The sequence below is a fragment of the Mycobacterium syngnathidarum genome (genome assembly GCF_001942625.1).
Taxonomy (GTDB): domain Bacteria; phylum Actinomycetota; class Actinomycetes; order Mycobacteriales; family Mycobacteriaceae; genus Mycobacterium; species Mycobacterium syngnathidarum.
Genome location: NZ_MLCL01000093.1, coordinates 135,792 through 159,330 on the forward strand (window position 1 = coordinate 135,792; position 23,539 = coordinate 159,330).

Here is a 23,539-nt window from a genome sequence, read left to right on the forward strand (position 1 = left end):
TCAACTCACCCGCTCAACTGCGCGCGCGAGTGCCCTGCTCAGGGGGCAGCGGGTCAGCGGCGGACGCCGCTACCGCCGACCTCGGCGGCAAGCGGCGGCGGCAACGGCGTGGTGGGTGTGGGCGTCGCCGCGGGGGCGGACGCTCCCGGGCGGTGGAAGTCGACCATCGCCTCCTCGCGGATCACTTTCTCCCCCGCGCTCAGTACCAGCGACTTCGAGGTCACCAGGTATTCGATGCCGGCGTTCTCGACGCGAAACGCGCCGTCGTCGTTGCGGGTCGCGGGCACGATCAGCTTGGCGCCGTCGCGCAGCCGCACCCCTCGGTACTCGTACTTGCCGCCCGACACCGAACAGATCGCCACTCGTGACGCGTCGGTGCTGCCGAACAGTACGGTCGCGTCCGCACTGGCACACCGGGCTGTGGAGTCGACATACCCCCGGGCATCGCTGGACGGCGCAGCCGAGGCCGACGGGGCGCCCACCGCGAGCAACGTGACACCCGCCGTCACCGCAGCGGTGAGACAGCGACGCAGGGACCAGGCATCAGTCATCGGTTACCACTGAACCACGGGTTTGCTGCTCACCGCAGCGGCAACCCCGGGACACCACCGAATCGTTAGATCCCCGCAACACAACCGCATCCGCCGGTGAGCCCGTCGGCGCCGCCGACGGACTGCGGTCGAAGCGTCGGTCTACGGTGCCAGGCTGCGCATGGTCCTGACGACGTAGTCGTCGAGCAGGGCGTCGCGGGTGGGCCAATCGTTGGTCGTGATCAACAGCGCGTAGAAGCCGAGCAGAAAGAACACCGCGCTGTTCCACGGGTTCACGTCGGCGGCGACCTCACCCTGCTGCTGTGCCGCTTCGATCTCGCGGGCCACCCCAGAGATCACCGGATGTTCCTGACTGTCCGGGACAGGGGGCCGGGTCTGTGAGAAGTGCAGGGCCAGAAAGTCTTTGAACAGCATGCCGCCGAGCCTTCGCTCCAGCCCGACCACCAGCCGCATGGCTTCGCGCAAACCTTCCTCCAAGCTGTGCGGCTTCTTGAGAAACTGGCCGTACTGCTTGGCGATCCGTACCTCTTCACGCTGCTCCAGTTCCAGCAGCACATGCTCCTTGGTGGGGAAATGAAAGAAGAACGTGCCGTGCGCGACGCCCGCCGCGGTGACGATCGTGCCCACATCCGCGTCGGCCATGCCGGCGCGCTTGAACTCGGCGATCGCCGCACCCATCAACCGCTCACGCGTCTGTAGGCGCTTCGCCTCCCGCGCAGACAGCCCGTCCGCCACCGCCATCCCACTTCCTCCGCTTGAATCTCGAGACAAACGAACCGACTCAACGTCTTGCCTGACTCGAATCTATCCCCTGGCCGCATCACGCAAGATCTGTTGCAGCCGGTCCAGCGGATCCCCGGATGCGGGGTCGAGCCGGTCGGGCGATCGCGTGGGTGCCGTGCCTGCCGACCCCGGCGGCGGCGCCTGCGCGGCCGGTGGCGGCGGCGGTGCGTTGGGCGCCACGGTGGCCCCGGCCGATGAGATCTTGCGGTCCAGCCGCGCCTGCGCGTGGTTGCGGATGTCGCGCCGATCCGGATCGGCGTCGGCGTTGCCGGCAAAGCAACCGTCGGGGGCGCGCTGCACCACATCTCGTGCCGCCAGGTAGTGGCCCAGAGCGCCACGGCTGTCGGACGCCGCGTTCGCGCGGTCGCCGAGTGTCTCGCGGACCAGCTCCAGATTGACCATCGCCGAGCATGATTCAGCCGCACCCAGGCGGGCCGCCGCGTCAGCGAAGTTCCGCTCGGCGTCGGCCGGCCGGTCCTCCAGAACGGCGAGGGTGCCCTCGGCAAAGGTTGCCTTGCCCGGGTCGACGACGTTGAACAGCTCGAGCCGCCCGACCTCGCCCGCCAAAGCCTCGGTGTCACGGTCGGCGAAGCTGGCGGCTGCCGAGTTGCCGATCACCACGACCGAGAACAGCTTGACGATCGCGATGACGAGCACCAGCGCCACCGGGGCCGAGTACACCAGTAACCGGCGACGCAGCGTGCTCATGATCGCGGTCCCAGGTCGAGCGGTTGGGTGCGACGGAACTCACGCAGCACAAGATAGAGCTCCACCACGATGAGCAATGCGGCCACCGCAGCGAACAACCAGTACAGCTCGACGGTGCCGGCCACCGCAACGGCCGTGGGTTCCTGGGCCTGGCTTTGACCACCGGGAAGGGCCTCGGCCAGCGGCTTCGCAGCGGTGCGCGGCACGAACGGCACCCCGATCTGGTCGGCCACCCCGCGAAGCGCCTTCTCCCCGGCGTCGTCGTACCCGAGTACCGCGCCGCCGTCCACAGAATTCTCGGGCAGCAGGAATTCACGTTGCGGCGCTTGCGATCCCGGAGCCCCCGCGCCGAGATAGAACACCAGGTTCTGGGCACGCGGAAACTGCTGCATCGCGCTGATCAGCTGATAGCGCAGAACGCTGGCGGCCGCGCCGACGTTGGCATCCGGGGCATCCCCCACCGCCGCGTGCGCGGTCATGGAGGCCATTACCGGTCGCAGGCTCCAGGTATCGGCCGACAGCGGCCAGTCCACGGACGGTCGGTCGGTGAAGCCGATCAGGGCGACGCGGGCCTGCGGATACCGTTCCATCAGGGCCGCGATGTCGTCGCGGGCGGTGCCGATCCGAGACCGGCCGTCGGTGCCGGGCCCCGACATGTCCGGCGAACGATCAAGGATCACAAAGACGTTGGGGTCACGATCGCCGGCCGGCCGGGGCACGCTGTCACGGGTGCTCCCGGCGATCGGGCCGAGCGCGGCAACGAGCAGCAACAACCCTGCCGTGGTCAGGGCCGACCAGCGCCACACCGCCGGCCAGCCGCCGCCTTGTGCCCGGACCCGGCCGAAGGTGATCGTGCGTGCCACGAGCAGCACCACCGCAAGCGCCGCGACGAGCAGAGGCGGCAGGACCGGTTCGAGCCTCATGACCGCACCACCACCGGCCACCACCACAGCACCCCGATGGCCAGCAGCGCGAGCAACACCGGAATCCCTGGGGTTTCGGCAGATCGGACTTCAGTGGACTCGCCGGTGGAGCCGGCTCGCGGCGGGTGTTCCCGGATCTCGGTCAGATGTGCAGCCACGTCGGCCGATCCGAACCATCGCCCGCCGGTGCTGCGGGTGAGCCCGTCCGCGGGCCCGCCGCCGGAACCGGGGGTGATCGCGTTGACCTGGACCCCTGCGGTCACTGCGAGTTCCCGGAGCCGATCCGTACTGAACAGCGGGGTCACGTCACCGGGACGCGGCAGGAATTCGGGGCCGACGTAGATCATCGACCGCCGCTGCGCCGACGGTTCCGAAAAGGACGGGAAGCCGGTCAAACACATGGCCAGCACGTCCTCGACGTTGGCGGCGTAGTCGACGTAGGAGACGGGGGCGACGAACGGACGAGAACCCTCCTGCCGCCCGAAGGCGGCGAATTGTGCTGCGGCGTATTGGTAGTCACGGGTGAGTGGGACGACCCGGCGGTTCGCCGAGGAGAGCCCGATCCGTTCCGTGCCGAAGGAGCCGGCGCGCTCGGCGAAGTACCGCAGCGTAGTGCTGACGGCAGGATCGGTGAGCGGGCCGCCGACGCACACCATGATGTCCTCGGGGGTCGCGACCTCGGCGGCGCGACCCCACGCGGGCAGGCCGGTGGGGCGCGCCGCGACCAGTGCCGACGCCCCGAAAGCGACCGTCAGCATCGCCATGGCGACGACGGCCGACACCGTTCGCCAGCGCGCGGTCCGCACGTATGCGGGCAACCGGGTCAGCCGCGCGGTGTTGGCCAGGGGTAGGAATTCGTCTTTGTCGACCGACTGCTTGGGCAGCAGGGCCAGACCCACACACCCGGCAAGTGCGAGGCAACCGGCCATCGCCACCGCCCACCAGATCAGGTCCATTCGCGGATCAACTCCTCGGCCGTGGCACTGGCCACACCGGCATCGAGCGTCGAACGGTGGTTGAACTGAATGTCGGTGATGTCGGCCAGGATCGGCACGGCCGGTGCGGCGGCACTGTCTGCGATCGCGTCGACCTGCATGTACCGCGCCGGCACCCCCGTCGCGGCTTGCAGGAATCCCCGTAGCTCGACGCTCAGCGCGGCACCGGCGTCCGCCGCAGTGAGATCGCCGGCCCGGTAGCGGTTTCCGATGGTGCGGACCGCGCGGGCTGACCGGCGCCGCAGCAACTCGGCCCGCGCAGCGCCGAGGACGGGTAGCTCACGTACCGGACGTCGCGGTGAGGTCAGCACGAAGACGCCCGCGTACCAGGCACCCAACAGCAGGGTCAGGCCGATCGCCGTCCACAGCCACACCGACGAATAGGGCGTGGGGCCGATCACGTGCCGCAACAGGTCATCCGGCACGGGCGTACACCCCGGTCATCGCGGTCAAGGCGGCCCTGATCCGCACGCTGCCGGTGACCCGGGCATGCGGCACTCGCTGCAGGGTCAGAAACTCGGAAAGCTGCTCGCGCCGTTGCGCTTCGGCGCGTCGGTAGTCCTCGATCACACGGTGGTCCAGTCCGGACAGGATGGGCCGTCCGTCGGCCACCTCATAGCTGCGCCCGGTGTCCCGGTGTGCGCTGACCGCAGGCATGTCACTGACCATGGCCCACAACACATCGTGGCGGGCGGTCAGGGATCCCAGCACCTCGGCCAGCCGGTCACTGACCTCCGGCTCGTCGGAAACCACGAAGATCAGCAGCCGGTGCCGGTAGTGGCGGGCCACCCACTCGAGCTGGACCAGAATGTCGCTCGGGCCGGGATCATCGGTGGCGTGGTGGTGGAACCGGTGCAGCAGGCTCTCGATGTGGGTCTCGCCGCGGCGCAGCCGGATGTCGACATTGCCGCGGTGGTCACCGAGCACCATGGCGATCTCGTCGGATCGAGGTAGCGTCATCAGCCCGATCGCGCCGATGAGGTGCAGGGCCACCGTCCTTTTCAGCTCGCCCGACGGCGCCACTGCGCAGCTGTTGCGTCCGGCGTCGGCGACCACCAGAACCTTGTGATGTTTTTCGGAGACGAACCGTTTGATCAGGGTGTGTCCGGATCGTGCGGTGGCCTTCCAGTCGATGTCGCGGACGTCATCGCCGGGGACATAGGGGCGCAGCTCGTCGAATTCCAGGCTGCGGGTGTGTATCAGGGCGTAACGGCCGCCTTCGAGTAACCCCCCGATGTCGCGGCCGGCGTACGCCTTGGCGGAGTCCAGGTACCTGCCCATCGCGGCCTCACGGGACCTGCACCGCGCGCAGCACCGCGTCGACGACCACGTCGGGGGTGATTCGCGCGGTGGCAGCCTCGAAGCCGAGGATCAGCCGGTGCCTCAGCACTCGGTGGGCCAGCCGGGCGATGTCGTCGGGCACCACGTGGTCGCGGCCCCGCAGTACGGCCAGGGCGCGCGCCGTGCGGCAGAACGCCAGGGTGGCGCGGGGGCTGGCCCCGTACTCGATCACCCGCGCCAGGTTGGCCGGCAGGTGATGCCCGGGCTCGCGGGTGACTGCCACCAGCCGGCCGGCGTACTCGACGAGGGTGCGGTCCAGGTACACGGTGCGCACGATGTCCTGCACGCGACGCACGTCGTCGATGGTGACCACGGGCGCCGCGCGATGACCGCGGTCGTAGAGGCCGGCGTCCATCCGGGCGGCGATCTCGACCTCGTCGTCGATCGACGGGTAGCCCACGATCTCCTTGAGCATGAAGCGGTCGGTCTGCGCCTCCGACAGCGGATAGGTGCCTTCCTGATCGACCGGGTTCTGGGTGGCGATGACGAGAAACGGTTCGGGGATGGGGTATTCGACGCCCGCGATCGTGGTCTGGCGTTCCTCCATCGCCTCCAGCATCGCGCTCTGAGTCTTGGCGCTGGATCGGTTGATCTCGTCGAGCAGCACGATGTTGGCGTGCACCGGGCCCAGCTGGGTGCTGAACGAGTTGCTTGCCGCTTCGTAGATCTGGGTGCCGATGATGTCGCTGGGCAACAGGTCAGGTGTGCACTGGATACGGCGGAAGCTGCCGTCGATGGACTCGGCCACCACGCGGGCCGCGGTGGTCTTGGCCAGGCCGGGCACGCTCTCCAGCAGCAGGTGCCCGCCGGCGAGCAACGCCAACAGCATCGATTCGCGCAGGTGTTCCTGCCCTACCACCCGGGTGCTGAATGCCGAGGTCACCGCCCCGACAATGCGCTGCGCCTCGGCGGCATCGCGTTGGTCAGCGTGCAATCGCGGTGCGGTCATGAATCCTCTCCGGTCGGCCGTCCCCCTTCCCAGACCCAGTCGATGTACCCAGACTTTGCTCATCCCATGCCCTGCTGCCCGGGCCCGCTGTCGCCGGTACCCGCCGCGGCCACCAGAACCACCGGCCCAGCAGCACGGCGATCGGCGGAACCACGAAGGTCCGCACCACCAAGGTGTCGAGGAGGAGCCCGATACCGATCGTGGAGCCCACCTGGGCGATCGTCACGACGCTGGCGCCCAGCATGGCGAACATGGTCAGCCCGAACACGATGCCTGCCACGGTGACGACGCTGCCGGTGCCGGCGAAGGCCCGGATGGTCGCGGTCCGAATCCCGGCCCGGGCCTCGTCACGCAGGCGCATGGCCAGCAGCAGGTTGTAGTCGGCGCCCACGGCGACCAGAGCGATGAACGCCAGTGCCGGTACCGCCCAGTGCAGGGGCTGACCGAATCCGAACTGCCAGATGGCCACGCTGGCGCCCAATGCCGATGCGTAGGAGATCGTCACGGTGGTCAGCACCACGATCCCGGCGACGGGGCTGCGCAGCATGCCGGCCACGATCACGAAGATGAGCACCAGGGTGGCGATGACCAGCAGGGTGAAATCGTGCTGCACGTAGGAAATGAGTTCCGCGGTGGCCGTTCCCACACCGGTGAGGTCGACGGTGCCGCCGGCAGCCAGCGGGGTGTCTTTGAGCGCCTCGGCAGCGGCGATGCGAATCTCGTCGGAACGGTCCGCACCATCGCGCCCCCAGGACTCACCGTCGCCGTAGACGAGCATCCGGGTGGCGTGGCCGTCCGGGGAGAACATCATGGTCATCACCCGCCGGTATTCGGGATCCTCGAAAGTCCTTGGCGGCAGATAGAACCCGCCCTCGGAACTGCCGTCGAAGTCACTGCTGAGCTGGGAAAGGTACCCCGTCATCTGCTCCATCTGCGGCCCAACACTGCCCAGGCTGGCGCGCAACGTGGAAGTGAGACCACGCAGCTGGGACAACGCGGCGCGCATCGTCGCCACGCCCCTGGTCGCACCGTCGAGTGAGTTGGTGGCACTGCTGGCGCCCTCTTCGAGCGCCCCGGCCCCGCCGGCCAGGGTGCCTGTCGCACTGACCGCATCGTCGAGGGGCTTGACGATTTTCTGCACCGCGGCGCAGATCGGATTGGCCGCACAGTCGGGGTTGCCGTTGACGAACTGGCGCAGCGGATCGGCGTATCCGGAGACCTGCTGCAGGTTTCCCTGCAATCCGGACATACCCGCACCGATGTCCTGCGACCCGGCCCCGACCCGGTTCAGGCCGTCGACGGCGCCCGACAGCCCGCGTTGCATGCCGTTGAGCGCAGTGTCGAGTTGTCCGATGGTGGCCATCACGGTGTCCATCGAGTCCATCCCGTCGAGCGCGGATTGTGCTGTGCCGTCCAGCTGTTCGCCGATCTGGCCGGCCTGATAGGTCAGCGTGCCCTGACGCACCGGGGTGCCGGCGGGCCTGCTGGCCGACTGCACGGTGCGTACCCCGCGCACCTCCAGGATCCTTTTGGTGACCCGCTCGATGGTGATCAGTCCGGCTGGGGTCCGCAGATCGCGGTCGGCTTGGATCGACACGATCTCGGGCAGCAACCGGTTGTCCGGAAACCGGCCGTGCACCGCTTGGTAGCCCCGACTGGATTCGGTGCCGGAGGGTTGTGCGGACAACTCCGCGAAGCTGACGTTGGCACCGAGCAGCGGGACCGTGCAGACGATCAACGCGGTCACGGCGGTGACCAGAACCGGCCCCGGCCACCGCGCGACGGCGGTGCCGATCCGGCGCCACCGGCGGTTGATCCGCGTGGCCCGCGGCTCGACCAGTCTGCGCCGGCTGAACCAGCCGATCATCGCGGGGGTCAATGTCAGCGCACCCATCATTGCTGCGAGAACACCTATGCCACTGGGTATCCCGGCGCTGCGCAGAAAGCTCACCTTGGCGAAGGTCAGGCAGAACAACGCCGTGGCGATGGTGGCGGACGACCCGGCGATCACCGGCGCCACCCGGCGGTAGGCGTCGGCCAGCGCATCCGGTGGTGGCAGGCCGGCACGCCGGTTTTCGTGGTAGCGACCCAGCAGGAAGATGCCGTAGTCGGTCCCGGCACCGAGCACCATCGCCGACATCAATGCCACCGAGAACACCGAGACCTCGACCAACCCGTGCTCGCCGAGCAGGGCAACCACCGGGCGCGCGACCGCCAGCGCCAGCCCCACCGATGCCAGCGGTACGGCCGCGGTGATCGGCGACCGGTACACGACCAGCAGCAAGGCGGCGATCATGCCGACGGTCAGCACCGTGATCCGCGCCAATTGCGCATCCAGAGCCTCGAATTCGTCGACCAGGCTGGGACCTGGACCGGTGACGTGGGTACGGAGCCCCTCGGGCGGGCCGGCGGCGTCGACCGCCGCGCGGAGGGCGGCCACAGCGTCGGTTGCGGTGCTGCTGCCCAGTTGGCCGGACAACCTGGCCATCAGGTAGGCCGCCTGGTGATCTTGGCTTTCGAAGACGGCGGCGGCAGCAGGGTCGTCCCACAGGTCCATCACCGACTCGACACCGGGAGTTTCGGTACGCAGCGCCTCGGCCAAGGCGCGGTAATAGCGGCGATCGGGCTCCCCCAGCGTCCGGTCGGCCTCGAGGACGACGTAGGCGATGTTGTTGCTGTCGGAATCCCCGAAAAGCGTCCCCATCCGTTGGGCTGCCCGGGTGGCGCCGGAATCGCTGGGGAAGAACGCCCGGGACTGTTCCTTGACGACGTGTTCGAGCTGGGGCACAGCGATATTGCCGACGCCGGCCAGCATGACCCAGATCCCCGCGACCAGCAGGGCGCATCTGCTCGCCGTTCGCGCAATCTTCTCCAGAAACATCGGTCCCCACCCATCCATAACAATGTTATTGGCAGGTATAACATTGTTATGGCAGCATGTCCAGGACGATGTCCACCATGGGAGTTCGCGAAAGCCTGATCGAAGAGAGCCTGCAGGTCCTGGAGGAAAGCGGACCGGAGGCGCTCAACGCACGCATGCTGGCCAAGCGGATCGGCGCCTCCACGATGGCGGTCTACACCCACTTCGACGGCATGCCCGGCCTCTACGAGGCCCTGGTGCGTGAGTCCTACATCCGCTTCGGCGAACACCTGCGCCGGCGTCCCGACAGCGACGATCCGGTGGCCGACCTGCTCGCCTCCGGACTCGCTTACCGCGAGTACGCCCTGACCTACCCGCAGCGGTACCGGCTGATGTTCGGAATCACCTCTCCGACCATCACACTGCCGATCGGCCGTGACGTCACGGTCGACGGGACCCCGGCGGCCCTGTCCGAGATCAATTCCGTGTACGCCCAGATCCCCGCCTTCGTACGGCGCTGCATGGATGTCGGCGCCATCGACAACGGTGACCCGATCGCGGTTGCCGCCCAGATCTGGACCATGATGCACGGTTATGTACTCGCCGAGATCATCGGCGTTTTCGGCACCGAGGGGGCAGGCGTCGCCACGGTGCTGGCACCGCACATCACGAATCTGCTGGTCGGACTGGGCGGCGACCGAGCACGCATCCTCGCGTCTTTTCAGAGCCTGGACCCACCCGTGACACCACCGCGCCCGAGCGCTCCCACCACCACCGCCGTCCGCCGCGGGCGCCGCACCCGGGGCGGCTAGCGCCTACGGCCTGAGGATGATCTTGACGGCGCCGTCCTTCTTCTTCTGGAAGATGTCGTAGCCGTGCGGGGCCTCGTCGAGCGGCAGAACGTGCGTGGCGAAGCCGTCCACTCCCAAGGGATCGTCGTCGCCCAGCAGCGGCAGGATGTCGCCCACCCACTTCTTGACATTCGCTTGGCCCATCCGCAATTGGACCTGCTTGTCGAACAAGGTCAGCATCGGCAGCGGATCCGCCATGCCACCGTAGACCCCGATGAGGGAGATGGTTCCGCCGCGGCGCACGATGTCGATCGCCGAGTAGAAGGCGTCGAGCCGGTCCAGCCCGGCGTTTTGCATCAACGGCTTGGCGATCGCGTCGGGCATCAGCGCGGTCATCTTCTGCACCGTCGAAGCCACCGGCGAACCGTGCGCCTCCATGCCCACAGCGTCGATCACCGAGTCCGTGCCACGGCCGTCGGTCATGGACCGCACCGCGTCGCCCACCGACTCGTCGAGGGCATTGAGATCGATCGTGGTGATGCCACGCTCCTCGGCGCGGGCCAGCCGCTCCCGGATCCGATCCACCGCGATCACGCGATAGCCGAGATGCTGAGCGATACGCGCCGCCATGTCACCGATCGGGCCGAGGCCCAGCACCGTGACCGAGCCACCGTCGGGAACACCGGCATAGGCCACGGCCTGCCACGCCGTGGGCAGGACATCCGAGAGATAGACGAACCGCGAATCCGGCGGCCCCTCAGGCACTTTGATGTGCGTGAACTGCGCCTGCGGCACCCGCAGATACTGGGCTTGGCCACCGGGTACCTGACCGTACAGCTCCGAGTAGCCGAACAGTGCCGCACCCATCCCCTGATCGCGCACCTGGGTGGTCTCGCATTGGGTGTAGAGCTGCTGATCGCACATGAAGCAGTGACCACAGGAGATCTGGAAGGGGATGACAACCCGCTCACCCACCGACAGGCTCTCGACAGCGGAACCCACCTCCCGCACGATGCCCATCGGCTCGTGGCCCAGGATGTCACCCGGGTTCATGAAGGCACCGAGCACCTCGTAAAGGTGTAGGTCGGAGCCGCAGATGTTCGTCGAGGTGACCTCGATGATCGCGTCGGTGGGTTCTTGGATCTCAGGGTCGGGCACGGTGTCGACGTGCACGTCTCGCCGACCGTGCCAGGTAACGGCTTTCACAAGTGCACTCCCATCGTTCGCGGTCTCGCAGGAGGGGCTACCCCGACAGGGCTGCGCCCAACCGGCGCCGCGGTGGCCGACAATGGTCGGGTGGCGCACAGCTGGGAAAGTTTCGACGCATTCGTCGGCCTGATCGACTATCCGATGTTCATCGTGACCGCGCGGGCCGAGAGCGGCCCGGCGGGCTGCCTGGTCGGCTTCACCACGCAGGCCAGCATCGACCCACCCCGCTTCCTCGTCGGTATCTCCAAGAAGAACCACACCTTCACCACCGCGGAAGCCGCCACGCATCTGGCGGTACACCTGCTGGCGCGCGGCGACCTGGCGCTGGCCCGCTGGTTCGGCGGGCAGACCGGTGACGAGGTCGACAAGTTCGCCGAGTGCGAGTGGCATGCCGGTCCCGCGCAGACACCGATCCTCGATGCGGCCCCGGCCTGGTTCGTGGGCGCCATCGTCGACCGGTTCGATCTCGGCGACCACGTCGGCTACCTGTTGAATCCGGTCGACGGCCACGCCCCCGACGAACCGCGGCCGTGGGTCAGCCTCACCGACGTGGCCGATCTGCCACCCGGCCACGACGCCTGAGCGCTACTTCCAGGCGAAGACCGGCTGTTCGAGCTCGTCGACCGGATCGGTGCGGCCTTCCAGGGCCAGCCAGCGCAACTGCAGCAGCACCGCGCCCGTCGGCGCATGGATCAGATCGTTGCCCAGCGGGATCTGCACGACGGGGCGCGGGCTCTCCGGAATCGTGATGAACCGCGGCGAATCCTCGCGCTGCAATTGATGCAGGCCCACTCGGTAGGCCGCCACCACCTCGTCGGGGGACGGCCGCAGCTCGAGCCGGCCACCGCCCCAGATCACCACCGGGGTGATCACATAACCGGAGCGGGTCGGATAGTCGTCGAGCAGTCCCAGCACCGCCGAGTCGGGCAGGCTGACCCCGACCTCTTCATCCAGTTCCCGCAGCGCGGCGTCGACGGCATTTTCCCCCGGATCCAGCCGGCCACCGGGCAGTGCCCATTGCGCGGCGTGCGAAGACAATCGAGAAGCCCTGCGGCACAACAGGAAAGCAGCACCGCCGGACACGTCGACCATACGACCGTCAAGGCCGGGTTCCGGCATCGGCCGGCCGTCGATCCACTCATCGACCGGAGCCGGGTCCACGCGGTCTTCACCGAGCTCGGAATCGACGAGGACCACCGCGACGGCCGCGTGCCGCTTCGTCGGGTCGGTCACGGCACGGCGCTGATACCCCGCCAGATGCGTGCCGATGCGGGCGCGCAGGACTTCGTCATAAGCGATCGTCACCGCTCGACCATATGCGCACGTCGCTCACTGGTCCGGCTTGCGGGTCTGCTGGTACAGCGCGAGCTTCCAGACACCCTGGACCCGGTGGTACACGCTGGCCATGGCACCGACGAACGCGGGCTCCTCGTCGTCGCGGTAGGCCGTACCCGTGTAGACCAGGGCCGCGTTGTCCTCGTCGAGCGAGATCAGCCGAACCCCGCTGATCTCATAGGCCCGCCAAGGCGGCGATTGCGCCAGTGCGCTGACAACGGTGTTGCGGTCCATCACCATGCCGTTGGCGAGCACCATGACCGCGTCGGGCAGCATCAGGTCGCCGTAGAAATCCGCGCCGGTCGACTCACACAACGAATCCCACCCGGCACGCTCGATGTGCAGGAGTTCGTCGAGAACTGGGCTGGTCACCGCTTGGTGATACCCATTACCCGAACCTGGTATGCCTGGGCATCGCTGTTAAAACAGTGGTAAAAGTGATTCGTGGGTGTCCGTAAGGTCTCGGCCCTCGCGGGCGTCGCAGCGGTGACTGCGTCCGCCGCCGTGGCCACGATCGTGACGGCCGTCGACGCCCCCTCGGCCTGGGCCGCCCCGGATTGTCCCGACATCGAGGTCGTCTTCGCCCGAGGTACCGACGAACCCGCAGGCATCGGCAATGTCGGCAAGGCCTTCGTCGACACGCTGCGCCCGATGGTCAAAGGCGCGTCGGTGGGCACCTACGCGGTGCAGTACCCCGCGTCATGGGATTTCTGGAAAGCCGCGGCCGGAGCCACCGACATGAGCAAGCGCGTCCAGGCCACCGCGGCCCGCTGCCCCAAGACCAAGATCGTGATGGGCGGCTATTCGCAGGGGGCGGCCGTCGTCGACGTCGTCGCCACCTCCCCCGTCGGCGGGCTCGGCTACAACGCACCGCTCCCGGCCGCCGTCGTCCCACGTGTCGCCTCGGTCGTGGTGTTCGGGAATCCCTCGGCGCGCCTCGGTCAGCCGCTCACCCGGATGAGCCCGGCCTTCGGCGCCAGGACCGCCGACCTGTGCAACACCAATGACCCGATCTGTTCGCTCGGCCGAGACTGGAATGCGCACATCAGCTATCCGAGATCAGGCCTGATCAAGCTTGCCGCGCAATGGGTCACACGTCACGTCCAGCCGCCCGCGGCGCCCGCTGCTCGACGGTGATCGAGCCGGTCTCCAGCTCACGCAACGCCGTTCGCAGACCTCGGCGCCTACCGGTGCGAGGATCCACCCCGAAGCTCTCGCGCATCCCCTCCCGCACCCGGAACCTGAGCTCCGAATGGGTTTCCGGCGCGTCGTCGGAAGTGGCCTTCAGCAGCTTGTCGGGCAGTGCCAACTTCAGGATGGTCCAGAACGACTGGAAGTATTGGCGGGGAAGCGATCCTGTCGTATATGGCAGGTCGTACTTGTCGCACAGCGCCCGCACCTTCTGACTGATCTCGGCGTACCGGTTGCTGGGCAGATCCGGAAACAGATGATGCTCGATCTGGTAGCACAGATTGCCGCTCATGAACGCCATCAGCGGCCCGGCGTGAAAGTTGGCCGACGCGAGCATCTGGCGCAGGTACCACTCACCCGGCGTCTCTCGTTCGAACTCCTCTCGGGTGAATTTCTCCGCACCGTCGGGGAAATGCCCACAGAAGATGACGACGTAGGCCCAGTAATTCCGGATCAGGTTCGCGATGAAATTGGCCTTCAGGGTGTGCTTCCAGTTCGGTCCCGACAGGGCCGGGTAGACCAGGTAGTCCTTGCCCGCCTGCTTGCCGACCTTCTTGCCGATCACCCGTAGGTCCTTACGCACCTCGGCCATCGACTTCTCACCCTTACGGAATCTGGTGGTCTCCAGACCGTGGGCGGCCACTCCCCATTCGAACAGTGTGCCGAGTAGCAGGTTGTAGATCGGGTTGCCGATCATCCACCGCTCCCACCGCTGGTCGCGCGTCAATCGCATGATGCCGTACCCGATGTCGTCGTCGAGCCCGACGACGTTCGTGTACTTGTGGTGGATGAAATTGTGGGACTTCTTCCAGTGCACGCTGGGCGCGGTGGTGTCCCATTCCCATTCCGTGGAGTGAATCTCGGGGTCGTTCATCCAGTCCCACTGGCCGTGGATGATGTTGTGGCCGAGCTCCATGTTCTCGATGATCTTGGCGGTGGCCAGCATCCCGATGCCGGCGTAGCGGGCGATCCGGTTTCCACTGGCAAACAAGGCGATTCGACCGCCTGCGGCGAGGGCGCGCTGCAGCTGGATGGCCCGTCTGATGTAGCGCGCGTCGCGTTGCCCACGGGATTCCTCCACGTCGGCGCGGATCGTGTCGAGTTCAGCGGCAAGTGCCTCGACATCTTCCTCGGTCAGGTGCGCGTACCGCTTGATGTCGGCGATGGCCATGTTCCTCCTTGCGGTTGTCGAAGACGTCCTCAAACGTTGAGCGTGCAGTCCCCCGAAGCGGTGGAGATGCAGGTGTTGATCCGGTCGCCCGCCCCGTGCTCGGCACCGGATCGGAAATCCCGGACGTGCCCGGATTCCAGTGGCAGGACGCAGGTCTGACAGATGCCCATCCGGCAACCGAAGGGCATCTGGATTCCCACCCGCTCACCTGCTTCCAGAAGTGATGTGGCGCCGTCGATCTCGATGCTCTTGTCGGAGAAGGCGAACGTCACGGTCCCGCCCTCTCCGCCGCGGTCGGTCCTGGCGATGACGAACCGCTCGGTGTGCAGGTTTTCGGTCTGTCCCGCATCCGCCCAGATGGCCTCGATGGTGTCGAGCATCTCCGGCGGGCCACAGGCCCAGGCCGGGCGCTGCGCCCAGTCCGGGGCGATCTCGGCCAGCGCAGCACCGAAGTCGAGGTGTCCCCGATCCTCGGTCAGGTGCAGATGCAGTCGGTAGCCCGACAGCGTCTGGTCGAGGTTTCGCAGCTCGTCGTAGAAGATCACGCTGTCGGTATCCGGCGCGGAGTGAATGTGCACGATGTCGGGGTTGTGCCCGCGGTGTTTCAACGACCTGAGCATCGCCATGATCGGCGTGATGCCACTGCCGGCCGACACCAACAACACCTTGGCCGGCGGCGGGTCGGGTAGCGCGAAGTCGCCGCGTGGCGAGACCAGCCGCACGATGGTGCCCGGTTTCACCCCGTTGACCAGGTGCGTGGACAGAAACCCCTCGGGGGTGGCTTTGACCGTGATCGAGATCAACTCCGCGTTGCGGCGCGGCACCGACGTCAGCGAGTACGACCGCCAATGCCAGCGCCCGTCGATGTGCAGCCCGATGCCCACGTACTGGCCCGGTTTGTAGTCACCGGAGAATCCCCAACCCGGCTTGATCGTCACGGTGGCCGAGTCCGATGTCTCCTTGCGGACATCGACGACCTCGCCACGTAGTTCCCGTGCCGACCACAGCGGGTTCAAGAGCTTGAGATAGTCGTCGGGCAACAGCGGTGTGGTGGCCCGTGCCAGCAAGCCGCGAACCACGTTGACATTGCGGGGCGAAGCGGTCTCGACGCCTCGCGCCGGCTTCTCGGTCCAGCGCGTCAACCGCCGCAACGTCCGGGTCATCGGCACTCACCGTGCCGCTGCGCGAAGGCCAGGTTTGGTGAACACATGTGTGCCGAGTACCCACACGGGCTCAGCTCACACGCCGGCCTCACGTTCGGCCAGCACCGGGTAGAGCACGTGGCTTCCCGGAAGTCCTTTGAGCTCGACTTCCCTCGGCGCGCCCAGCACGACGTCGCCGAACGGCCTGACCGCCTCGCCCACCGGTTCGCTGACCAGGACCTCGCCGCCGTCGGCCTGACCCGCGACCCGGGCTGCCATCGCGACGTCGAGCCCGAACAGGTCGTCGCCGCGGCGCACCGAGGTGCCCATGTGCACGCCCATGCGCACCCGGATCGCCTGCCAGCGCTGCGGATTCTCGGCCAGCGCCCGCTGCACATCCGTGGCGAACCGCACTGCGTTCTTCGGATCGGCGAACGCGATCATGAAACCGTCGCCCTGGGTTTTGACGACGTGACCGCCATGTTTGTCGACACAGGACTGAACAAGTTTGTTGTGCTTCTCCAGCAGCTTCACCCATGCCCGATCGCCCATCGAGGCGTTGTACTCGGTCGAGCCCTCGATGTCGGAAAACACGATCACGACGCGCCCGTCAGCGGTCAGCCGGGCCAGATCCGGCCGTTCCACCTGCGCCCACCCGGCCAGATCCTCGATCGAGTTGCGAACCGTCGCACCCAGCCCTTTGTTGATCAGCATGTCCGCGGTCTGAAACACGGTCTTGATCGCCAACGGCGCGACGCCGCGCCGGCGCTTGCGGCGGCGATCCTCGTCGTCGAGTTTCATGCGTTCGATCTCACGGCGGGCCCTCGTCAGCTGGCGCCTGCTCACGATGAACAGCACCAGAAAAGTGACGAACGCCGCGAACAGCACGACGACAACCACCAACAGGACGGTTTCAAGCGTGGACGGCATCGGCACCCGCTGATTATCGCCGCATGTCACATTTCGGCGAGCCGCGGTGTCTCGAGGATGCAAGTCACCGTCACCGTCAACTTTCGACTGGGAGTACACCATGGACGCTCGTTTGAACCTGTTCGAGAACCGGACCGCCACCAAGATGCTCAAATACATCACCTCGGCGGGCAAGGTGATCACGGACTCGGCCCTACCGAGTGCCACGCAACAGTTGGTTGCCTTGCGCGCCAGCCAGATCAACGGCTGCGCCTTCTGCACCGACATGCACACCAAGGACGCCGCGGTCGCCGGGGAGAGCCAGCAGCGCCTCCACCTGGTCGCGGCGTGGCGCGAGGCGACGGTGTTCACCGAGGCCGAACGAGCGGCCCTGGAACTCACCGAGCAGGGCACCCGGATCGCCGACGCGCAGGGCGGGGTCAGCGACGAGGTGTGGGCGAACGCGGTCAAGCATTACGACGAGGATCAGCTGGCCGCACTGGTCTGCCTGATCGCCTTCATGAACACCGTCAACCGCCTGAACGTGATCGTCGAGATGCCCGCCGGGGACTACCAGCCGGGACAGTTCGGATAGCGGCTCACGCAACAGAGCAGGGGGGTGGCCGACCGGGCGATCGGCGGTGCGGGCCAACTGGCACGCTGGTTACCAACATGACCACTCCCCTGCTCGACGACCCGAACGACCTGTCGGCGCTGCGCGCCAAGGGCGACGACGCCGACACCCTGTTCACCGACTTCGCCGCCTGGGCCGAGGCCAACGGCACCACGCTGTACCCGGCACAGGAGGAGGCCCTGATCGAGCTGGTCAGCGGGGCGAACGTGATCCTCGCGACGCCGACCGGATCGGGTAAATCGCTGGTGGCCACCGGGGCCATCTTTGCCGCGCTGGCCACCGATCGGTGCAGCTTCTACACCGCGCCGATCAAGGCGCTGGTGAGCGAGAAATTCTTCGCGCTGTGCGACGTCTTCGGCGCAGCCAATGTCGGCATGCTCACCGGGGATGCCTCGGTGAATGCCGACGCGCCGATCATCGCCTGCACGGCCGAGATCCTGGCCAACCTGGCGCTGAGGGAAGGGGCCGACGCCGATATCGGTCTGGTGGTGATGGACGAGTTCCACTTCTACGGCGACCCGGATCGCGGCTGGGCGTGGCAGGTTCCGCTGCTCGAACTCCCCAAGGCCCAGTTCCTGCTGATGTCGGCGACGCTGGGCGACGTGACGTTCCTGCGCAAGGATCTGACCCGGCGCACGGGGCGGGAGACGGCGCTGGTGGCCGGCGCGCAGCGACCGGTGCCGTTGTTCTACTCGTATGCCACCACGCCGATGCACGAGACGATCGCCGACCTGCTCGAGACCAAGCAGGCGCCGATCTACGTCGTGCACTTCACCCAGGCCTCGGCGCTGGAGCGGGCGCAGGCGCTGATGAGCGTCAACGTCTGCACCAAGCAGGAGAAGGCCGCGATCGCCGAGATGATCGGCGGGTTTCGTTTCTCGACGACGTTCGGGACCACGCTGTCCCGGTTGGTCCGGCACGGCATCGGCGTCCACCATGCCGGCATGCTGCCCAAGTACCGACGGCTGGTGGAACAGCTGGCCCAGGCCGGGCTGCTCAAGGTGATCTGCGGCACCGACACGCTCGGCGTCGGCATCAACGTCCCGATCCGCACCGTCGTGTTCTCCGCCCTGTCCAAGTACGACGGCACCCGGATGCGCCTGCTCAATGCCCGCGAGTTCCACCAGATCGCCGGACGGGCCGGACGGGCGGGCTACGACACCGTCGGCACGGTCGTAGTGCAGGCACCCGACCACGAGGTGGAGAACATCAAGCAGTTCGCCAAAGTGGCCGACGATCCGAAGAAGCGCCGAAAACTGGTGCGGCGCAAGGCCCCCGAGGGCATGGTGCCGTGGGGTGAGAACACCATGACCCGGCTGATCGACGCCGCCCCCGAAGCACTGACCAGCAACATGCGGGTGTCGACGGCCATGATCCTCGATGTGGTGGACCGGCCAGGCGATCCCTTCGCGGCGATGCGCCGCCTGCTGACCGACAACCACGAGCCGCGCAAACGCCAGCTCAAGCACATCCGCGAGGCCGTCGGCATCGCTCGCTCCCTGCTACAGGCCGGCGTGGTGGAACGTCTCGACCAACCCGAGGCCGATGGTCGCCGCTACCGGCTGACCGTCGACCTGCCGCCCGATTTCGCCCTCAACCAACCCCTGTCCACCTTCGCGCTGGCCGCCGTCGACGTACTGGATACCGAATCGGAAACCTTTGCCTTAGACGTGGTTTCGGTGATCGAGGCCACTCTGGAAGATCCCCGCCAGATCCTGGCCGCCCAGCTGAACAAGGCGAGGGGCGAGGCGGTGGCCCAGATGAAGGCCGACGGGATCGAGTACGACGAGCGCATCGAACTGCTCGACGAGGTCAGCTATCCCAAACCGTTGCAAGAACTGCTCGAGCACACCTACGAGGTGTACCGGCAGACCAACCCGTGGGCCGCCGACGGACACCTGTCCCCCAAGTCCGTGGTACGCGAGATGTGGGAGCGCGCGCTCACCTTCCGCGAGTACATCAGCCTCTACGGGCTGACGCGCTCCGAAGGAGCCGTACTGCGGTACCTGTCGGACGCGTTCAAGGCGTTGCGCTCGGGCGTACCGGCGGCAGCCCGAACCGAACAACTGGCCGACATCGTGGAGTGGTTGGGTGAACTCGTCCGCCAGGTCGATTCCAGCCTGCTCGACGAGTGGGAGCAGCTCACCAGCCCGGACCAACCTCACGATGTTCCGGTGGCGGTACCGGCCCGGCCGCGCCCGCTGACCGGCAACGAACGGGCGTTCACCGCCATGGTGCGCAACGCGCTGTTCCGCCGGGTGGAGCTGTTCGCCCGGGCCCGCTGGGACGAGCTGGGGGCACTCGATGCCACGTGCGGCTGGACGGCCGAGCGCTGGGCCGAGGCCGGCGAGGCGTACTTCGAGGAGCACACCGAGGTGGGTACCGGGGCCGACGCGCGCGGCCCGGCGTTGCTGATCTTCGACCGGCAACCGCAGGTGTGGCGTGTTCGACAGATCCTCGAAGATCCTGCCGGGGATCACGATTGGGGCTTCGACGTGGAAGTCGACCTGGCCGCCAGCGACGAAGAAGGCGCCGCGATGCTGCGTATCGTGGATGTCGGCCGCATGGGATGAGCAGTTGCTGACCCTGATTTTATCGCGACCCGGGGGCCTTGCGGCAAGGCCCGGGTGATGGCGCACAATCGCTGGCCGAAGTAAGCCACGGATGAACAGGGAGCACGTGCCAGCTGACGATCACGACGTCGAAGTGCAGTCCGAACAGAGCTATGTCGACGGGCTCTACACCCGCCTGGACGCCGAGCGCATCCGGGTGCGTGAGCGGTACCGCACGGCGCTGCGCGAGCACGGCGGCTCCGCGGTGGAACGCGACGCCGAGGTGCGTGCATTGGCCAAAGAGGGCAACCGGCTCGATGTAGCCGACAACGGTCTGTGTTTCGGACGGCTGGAAACCGTTGCCGGAGAGCACCTCTACGTCGGCCGCCTGGGCATCTTCGACCGCGAGAACGACTTCGAGCCGTTGCTGCTCGACTGGCGGGCACCATTGGCGCGACCGTTCTACACCGCGACCGGGGCCAACCCGGAGAACATGCGCCGGCGCCGCCAGTTCCGCACCCTCGGCCGCCGCATACTCGATTTCACCGACGAGGTGCTCGGCCGGCCCACCGAGGGCGACGAAGGCGATGCCGCACTGCTGGCAGCGGTGAGCGCCCCGCGCGGGGAAGGGATGCGCGACATCGTCGCGACGATCCAGGCCGAGCAGGACGAGGTGATCCGCAACGAGCACACCGGGGTGCTCGTGGTCGAGGGCGGCCCCGGCACCGGCAAGACCGTGGTGGCGCTGCACCGGGTGGCCTATCTGCTCTACACCCACCGCGAGCGGATCGAACGGCATGGCGTTCTGGTGGTCGGCCCCAACGAGGCGTTCCTGAACCACATCGGCCGGGTGCTGCCCTCGCTGGGTGAATCCGATGCGGTGTTCATGACGCCCGGGGACTTGGTTCCGGGCCTGCACGTCACCGCCGAGGACGCACCAGAGGTGGCCGCGCTCAAGGGCTCGTTGAAGATCCTCGACGTGTTGGCCGCCGCGGTGGCCGACCGCCAGGAAGTCCCGGACGAGCCGATCTACATCGACCTGCCCGATGTCACCGTCCGCATCGACGCCGAAACCGCGCAGTGGGCCATCGAGGAGGCGCGCGAGACCGGGCTCCCGCACAACGAGGCCCGTGCGACCTTCCGCGACATCGTCACCTACGTCCTCACCGAACGGGCCGTGGCGCGTATCGGCAAGGGCTGGCTGAGCCGTCAGGACAAGGCCGCGTGGGAAGAACTGCGGGCCAGCGTGGTCAGCGAACTCGACGACAACGCCGCGTTCGCCGAAGCGCTCGATACGCTCTGGCCGATCCTCACCCCCGAAACCCTGCTGGCCACGCTCTATTCGTCGCCCGATCGGCTGCAGGCAGCCGGCGCCGACCCCGGCTTCTTCCGTACCGAAGGCAGTGCCTGGACCATCTCGGACGTGCCGTTGCTCGACGAGTTGGTCGACCTGCTGGGCCGGGACAAAGCCGCCGACGAAGCCGCCGAACGCGAACGACGCGAGGAAGCCGCATACGCCGCGGGGGTTCTCGACCTGATGGTTGCCCGCGAGGATCTGATGGACGACGAGGATCATCTGCTGGCCAGCGACCTGATCGACGCCGAGGACCTGGCCGACCGGTTCCTCGAACGCGACACCCGCGAACTCGCCGAACGTGCTGCGGCCGACCGAGACTGGACCTACGGTCATGTTGTGGTGGACGAGGCCCAGGAACTGTCCGAAATGGACTGGCGGGTGCTGATGCGTCGTTGCCCACGCAGATCCTTCACGGTGGTCGGCGATCTGGCCCAGCGCCGGTCGGCGGCCGGGGCACGGTCCTGGGGCACGGTGCTGGAGCCGTACGTGCCGGGCCGGTGGATCTACCGAACACTGTCGGTGAACTACCGCACCCCGGCCGAGATCATGGCGGTGGCCGGTGCGCTGCTGGCCGAGTTCGCCCCGGGGGTACAGCCGCCCGAGTCGGTGCGGTCTTGCGGTGTAGCGCCCTGGTCGCGGCGGTTGACTGCCGACGAAATCCCTTCTGCTGTTGAAGAATTCGTGCGCGAAGAGGCCAACCGTGAGGGCACATGTGTGGTGATCGGACCACCCGAGGTGCCCGGGGCGGTGGCCCCGTCGGAAACCAAGGGCCTGGAGTTCGACGCCGTGCTCGTCGTTGAGCCCGCGCACATCCTGGCCGATGGTGACCGCGGTGCCGCCGAGTTGTACGTGGCCCTCACCCGCGCGACCCAGCGCCTCGGCGTGCTACACACCGAACCCTTGCCCGACGCACTGGGCGGACTTGCCCGTGTCTGACACCACGTGTGCGATCGTGGGCGGCGGCCCCGCCGGGATGATGCTCGGGCTGCTCCTGGCCCGGTGCGGAGTATCGGTCACCGTCATGGAGAAGCACGCCGACTTCCTGCGCGATTTCCGTGGTGACACAGTGCATCCGAGCACCATGGGCATGCTCGATGAGCTGGGCCTGTTCGCCGAGTTCAACAAGATCGGCCACAGCCTGGTGGAAAAGGCCGAGTTTCCGGTCGACGGCAGGCCCGTGACCTTCGTGGACTTCCGACGGCTGCGGCAGCGCCACCGGTACGTGGCGATGGTGCCGCAGTGGGACTTCCTCGATCTGTTGGCCGACGCGGGCCGCGACGAACCCAATTTCACCTTGCTGATGCAGACCGAGGTGACCGGGCTGCTGCGTGAGGGCGACCGCATCGCCGGGGTGCGCTACACCGGCCCCGACGGCGACGGTGAGCTGCGCGCCGAACTCACCGTGGCCTGCGACGGACGCGCCTCGCTGGTCCGGCGGGAGGCGGGCTTCACCCCGCGGGAATACCCGGTGCCCTTCGACGTGTGGTGGTTTCGGCTGCCGCGCACCGAGGATGGCCAGTACTCGCTGATCCCGCGGACCGCACCCGGCCGGGCGCTGATCATGATTCCCCGCACCGGCTACTTCCAGGTGGCCTACCTGATCCCGAAAGGCAGCGATGCCGAGTTGCGGGCGCGCGGCCTGGATGCGTTCCATGCCGAGCTGGGCGGGCTGATCCCCGAGGCCGACGTGGACACGCTCACCTCCTTGGACGACGTCAAACACCTCGATGTGCAGCTCAACCGGCTGCCTCGGTGGCATCGCGACGGCCTGCTGTGCATAGGCGATGCCGCCCATGCCATGTCACCGGTGGGCGGGGTGGGAATCAACGTCGCGATCCAGGACGCGGCCGCGGCGGCACGACTGCTGTACCAGCCGCTGCGCGAGCACCGGGTCACCGAGTCCGACCTGGCCGCGGTGCAGCGCCAGCGCGCCCTGCCGACCACCATTACCCAAGGCCTGCAACGCATCCTGCATCGCCAGGTGATGGCGCCGGTGATGGCCGGTGCCGACATCAACCCACCTGGGGCTCTGGTGAGCCTTGTGCGCCGGCTGCCCCAGCTCACCGCGATCCCGGCCTACCTGGTGGGCACCGGGGTGCGTCCGGAGCACGTCCCCGTGCCGGCCCGCCGTTAGGTGC

General features: G+C 67.5%; 22 protein-coding genes. 7 read left to right on the plus strand and 15 right to left on the minus strand.

Annotated features, from left to right (window positions below):
* Positions 1-53: 53 nt before the first annotated feature.
* The 9 genes from BKG60_RS30360 to BKG60_RS30400 form a co-directional block, all read right to left on the minus strand.
* Positions 54-551, minus strand: coding sequence for a hypothetical protein (locus tag BKG60_RS30360; RefSeq protein WP_070186138.1), 498 nt, complete (start codon positions 549-551; stop codon positions 54-56).
* Between the two features lie 141 nt (positions 552-692).
* Entirely contained in the window at positions 693-1,292 is a 600-nt protein-coding gene (locus tag BKG60_RS30365) for a TetR/AcrR family transcriptional regulator (RefSeq protein WP_070186139.1), read from the minus strand.
* A 63-nt stretch (positions 1,293-1,355) separates the two neighbouring features.
* Complete coding sequence (locus BKG60_RS30370) at positions 1,356-2,042, minus strand: hypothetical protein (protein WP_075910425.1); 687 nt, start codon at positions 2,040-2,042, stop codon at positions 1,356-1,358.
* Positions 2,039-2,965, minus strand: a complete 927-nt coding sequence (locus tag BKG60_RS30375; RefSeq protein WP_075910502.1) for a vWA domain-containing protein — start codon at positions 2,963-2,965, stop codon at positions 2,039-2,041. Before BKG60_RS30375 ends, BKG60_RS30370 begins: the two co-directional genes overlap by 4 nt.
* Complete coding sequence (locus BKG60_RS30380; protein ID WP_075910426.1) at positions 2,962-3,921, minus strand: hypothetical protein; 960 nt, start codon at positions 3,919-3,921, stop codon at positions 2,962-2,964. Before BKG60_RS30380 ends, BKG60_RS30375 begins: the two co-directional genes overlap by 4 nt.
* Positions 3,912-4,385, minus strand: a complete 474-nt coding sequence (locus BKG60_RS30385; protein ID WP_075910427.1) for a hypothetical protein — start codon at positions 4,383-4,385, stop codon at positions 3,912-3,914. The genes BKG60_RS30380 and BKG60_RS30385 overlap by 10 nt, the downstream gene beginning before the upstream one ends.
* Positions 4,375-5,241 carry a DUF58 domain-containing protein gene (locus BKG60_RS30390; RefSeq protein WP_075910428.1) on the minus strand — a complete coding sequence of 289 codons (867 nt, stop codon included), beginning with the start codon at positions 5,239-5,241 and terminating at the stop codon, positions 4,375-4,377. The genes BKG60_RS30385 and BKG60_RS30390 overlap by 11 nt, the downstream gene beginning before the upstream one ends.
* Positions 5,242-5,248: 7 nt before the next feature.
* Positions 5,249-6,250 (minus strand): AAA family ATPase, encoded by a 1,002-nt coding sequence (locus BKG60_RS30395; RefSeq protein WP_075910429.1) that lies wholly within the window; start codon positions 6,248-6,250, stop codon positions 5,249-5,251.
* Positions 6,225-9,131 (minus strand): MMPL/RND family transporter, encoded by a 2,907-nt coding sequence (locus BKG60_RS30400; RefSeq protein ID WP_075910430.1) that lies wholly within the window; start codon positions 9,129-9,131, stop codon positions 6,225-6,227. Before BKG60_RS30400 ends, BKG60_RS30395 begins: the two co-directional genes overlap by 26 nt.
* 77 nt (positions 9,132-9,208) lie before the next feature.
* Here BKG60_RS30400 and BKG60_RS30405 point away from each other — a divergent pair, with 77 nt between their 5' ends.
* Complete coding sequence (locus BKG60_RS30405) at positions 9,209-9,922, plus strand: TetR/AcrR family transcriptional regulator (protein WP_165688734.1); 714 nt, start codon at positions 9,209-9,211, stop codon at positions 9,920-9,922.
* 3 nt (positions 9,923-9,925) lie between these two features.
* Here the strand turns inward: BKG60_RS30405 and BKG60_RS30410 are convergent, their stop codons facing one another.
* On the minus strand, positions 9,926-11,107 hold the full coding sequence (locus BKG60_RS30410; RefSeq protein ID WP_075910432.1) for a zinc-dependent alcohol dehydrogenase: 1,182 nt from the start codon (positions 11,105-11,107) through the stop codon (positions 9,926-9,928).
* Between the two features lie 144 nt (positions 11,108-11,251).
* Here BKG60_RS30410 and BKG60_RS30415 point away from each other — a divergent pair, with 144 nt between their 5' ends.
* Positions 11,252-11,692, plus strand: coding sequence for a flavin reductase family protein (locus BKG60_RS30415; protein ID WP_083650393.1), 441 nt, complete (start codon positions 11,252-11,254; stop codon positions 11,690-11,692).
* Positions 11,693-11,695: 3 nt separating this feature from the next.
* Here the strand turns inward: BKG60_RS30415 and BKG60_RS30420 are convergent, their stop codons facing one another.
* Both BKG60_RS30420 and BKG60_RS30425 read right to left on the minus strand, forming a co-directional pair.
* Positions 11,696-12,415, minus strand: a complete 720-nt coding sequence (locus tag BKG60_RS30420; protein ID WP_075910433.1) for an NUDIX hydrolase — start codon at positions 12,413-12,415, stop codon at positions 11,696-11,698.
* A gap of 24 nt (positions 12,416-12,439) precedes the next feature.
* The gene (locus BKG60_RS30425) at positions 12,440-12,817 is read right to left on the minus strand and encodes a nuclear transport factor 2 family protein (RefSeq protein ID WP_070186148.1); all 378 of its coding nucleotides are present in this window, start codon (positions 12,815-12,817) and stop codon (positions 12,440-12,442) included.
* Positions 12,818-12,889: 72 nt separating this feature from the next.
* Here BKG60_RS30425 and BKG60_RS30430 point away from each other — a divergent pair, with 72 nt between their 5' ends.
* Entirely contained in the window at positions 12,890-13,582 is a 693-nt protein-coding gene (locus BKG60_RS30430) for a cutinase family protein (protein ID WP_075910434.1), read from the plus strand.
* On the opposite strand, the gene BKG60_RS30435 is transcribed toward BKG60_RS30430, so the two are convergent.
* The 3 genes from BKG60_RS30435 to BKG60_RS30445 form a co-directional block, all read right to left on the minus strand.
* The gene (locus BKG60_RS30435; RefSeq protein WP_075910435.1) at positions 13,536-14,807 is read right to left on the minus strand and encodes a fatty acid desaturase family protein; all 1,272 of its coding nucleotides are present in this window, start codon (positions 14,805-14,807) and stop codon (positions 13,536-13,538) included. The two genes, BKG60_RS30430 and BKG60_RS30435, sit on opposite strands and share 47 nt — an antisense overlap.
* Before the next feature lie 29 nt (positions 14,808-14,836).
* On the minus strand, positions 14,837-15,970 hold the full coding sequence (locus BKG60_RS30440; RefSeq protein ID WP_075910436.1) for a ferredoxin reductase: 1,134 nt from the start codon (positions 15,968-15,970) through the stop codon (positions 14,837-14,839).
* A 75-nt stretch (positions 15,971-16,045) separates the two neighbouring features.
* Positions 16,046-16,879: an adenylate/guanylate cyclase domain-containing protein gene (locus BKG60_RS30445; RefSeq protein WP_083650394.1), complete on the minus strand. Its 834-nt coding sequence runs from the start codon at positions 16,877-16,879 to the stop codon at positions 16,046-16,048.
* Positions 16,880-16,979: 100 nt separating this feature from the next.
* Here BKG60_RS30445 and BKG60_RS30450 point away from each other — a divergent pair, with 100 nt between their 5' ends.
* The 4 genes from BKG60_RS30450 (at position 16,980) to BKG60_RS30465 (ending at position 23,535) form a co-directional block, all read left to right on the plus strand.
* Positions 16,980-17,453 (plus strand): carboxymuconolactone decarboxylase family protein, encoded by a 474-nt coding sequence (locus BKG60_RS30450; protein ID WP_070186152.1) that lies wholly within the window; start codon positions 16,980-16,982, stop codon positions 17,451-17,453.
* A 77-nt stretch (positions 17,454-17,530) separates the two neighbouring features.
* Complete coding sequence (locus BKG60_RS30455) at positions 17,531-20,065, plus strand: DEAD/DEAH box helicase (RefSeq protein ID WP_075910437.1); 2,535 nt, start codon at positions 17,531-17,533, stop codon at positions 20,063-20,065.
* A gap of 106 nt (positions 20,066-20,171) precedes the next feature.
* Positions 20,172-22,337, plus strand: a complete 2,166-nt coding sequence (gene helR, locus BKG60_RS30460) for an RNA polymerase recycling motor ATPase HelR (RefSeq protein WP_120765092.1) — start codon at positions 20,172-20,174, stop codon at positions 22,335-22,337.
* Positions 22,330-23,535 (plus strand): FAD-dependent oxidoreductase, encoded by a 1,206-nt coding sequence (locus tag BKG60_RS30465; RefSeq protein WP_075910439.1) that lies wholly within the window; start codon positions 22,330-22,332, stop codon positions 23,533-23,535. Before helR ends, BKG60_RS30465 begins: the two co-directional genes overlap by 8 nt.
* The last annotated feature ends 4 nt before the right edge of the window (positions 23,536-23,539 follow it).

Excerpts from the sequence above, each read along its gene's own strand:
- BKG60_RS30360 (WP_070186138.1), bottom strand. The coding sequence starts at position 551 with ATGACTGATGCCTGGTCCCTGCGTCGCTGTCTCACCGCTGCGGTGACG.
- BKG60_RS30365 (WP_070186139.1), bottom strand. The coding sequence starts at position 1,292 with ATGGCGGTGGCGGACGGGCTGTCTGCGCGGGAGGCGAAGCGCCTACAG.
- BKG60_RS30370 (WP_075910425.1), bottom strand. The coding sequence starts at position 2,042 with ATGAGCACGCTGCGTCGCCGGTTACTGGTGTACTCGGCCCCGGTGGCG.
- BKG60_RS30375 (WP_075910502.1), bottom strand. The coding sequence starts at position 2,965 with ATGAGGCTCGAACCGGTCCTGCCGCCTCTGCTCGTCGCGGCGCTTGCG.
- BKG60_RS30380 (WP_075910426.1), bottom strand. The coding sequence starts at position 3,921 with ATGGACCTGATCTGGTGGGCGGTGGCGATGGCCGGTTGCCTCGCACTT.
- BKG60_RS30390 (WP_075910428.1), bottom strand. The coding sequence starts at position 5,241 with ATGGGCAGGTACCTGGACTCCGCCAAGGCGTACGCCGGCCGCGACATC.
- BKG60_RS30395 (WP_075910429.1), bottom strand. The coding sequence starts at position 6,250 with ATGACCGCACCGCGATTGCACGCTGACCAACGCGATGCCGCCGAGGCG.
- BKG60_RS30400 (WP_075910430.1), bottom strand. The coding sequence starts at position 9,131 with ATGTTTCTGGAGAAGATTGCGCGAACGGCGAGCAGATGCGCCCTGCTG.
- BKG60_RS30405 (WP_165688734.1), top strand. The coding sequence starts at position 9,209 with ATGGGAGTTCGCGAAAGCCTGATCGAAGAGAGCCTGCAGGTCCTGGAG.
- BKG60_RS30415 (WP_083650393.1), top strand. The coding sequence starts at position 11,252 with ATGTTCATCGTGACCGCGCGGGCCGAGAGCGGCCCGGCGGGCTGCCTG.
- BKG60_RS30435 (WP_075910435.1), bottom strand. The coding sequence starts at position 14,807 with ATGGCCATCGCCGACATCAAGCGGTACGCGCACCTGACCGAGGAAGAT.
- BKG60_RS30440 (WP_075910436.1), bottom strand. The coding sequence starts at position 15,970 with ATGACCCGGACGTTGCGGCGGTTGACGCGCTGGACCGAGAAGCCGGCG.
- BKG60_RS30445 (WP_083650394.1), bottom strand. The coding sequence starts at position 16,879 with ATGCCGTCCACGCTTGAAACCGTCCTGTTGGTGGTTGTCGTCGTGCTG.
- BKG60_RS30450 (WP_070186152.1), top strand. The coding sequence starts at position 16,980 with ATGGACGCTCGTTTGAACCTGTTCGAGAACCGGACCGCCACCAAGATG.
- BKG60_RS30455 (WP_075910437.1), top strand. The coding sequence starts at position 17,531 with ATGACCACTCCCCTGCTCGACGACCCGAACGACCTGTCGGCGCTGCGC.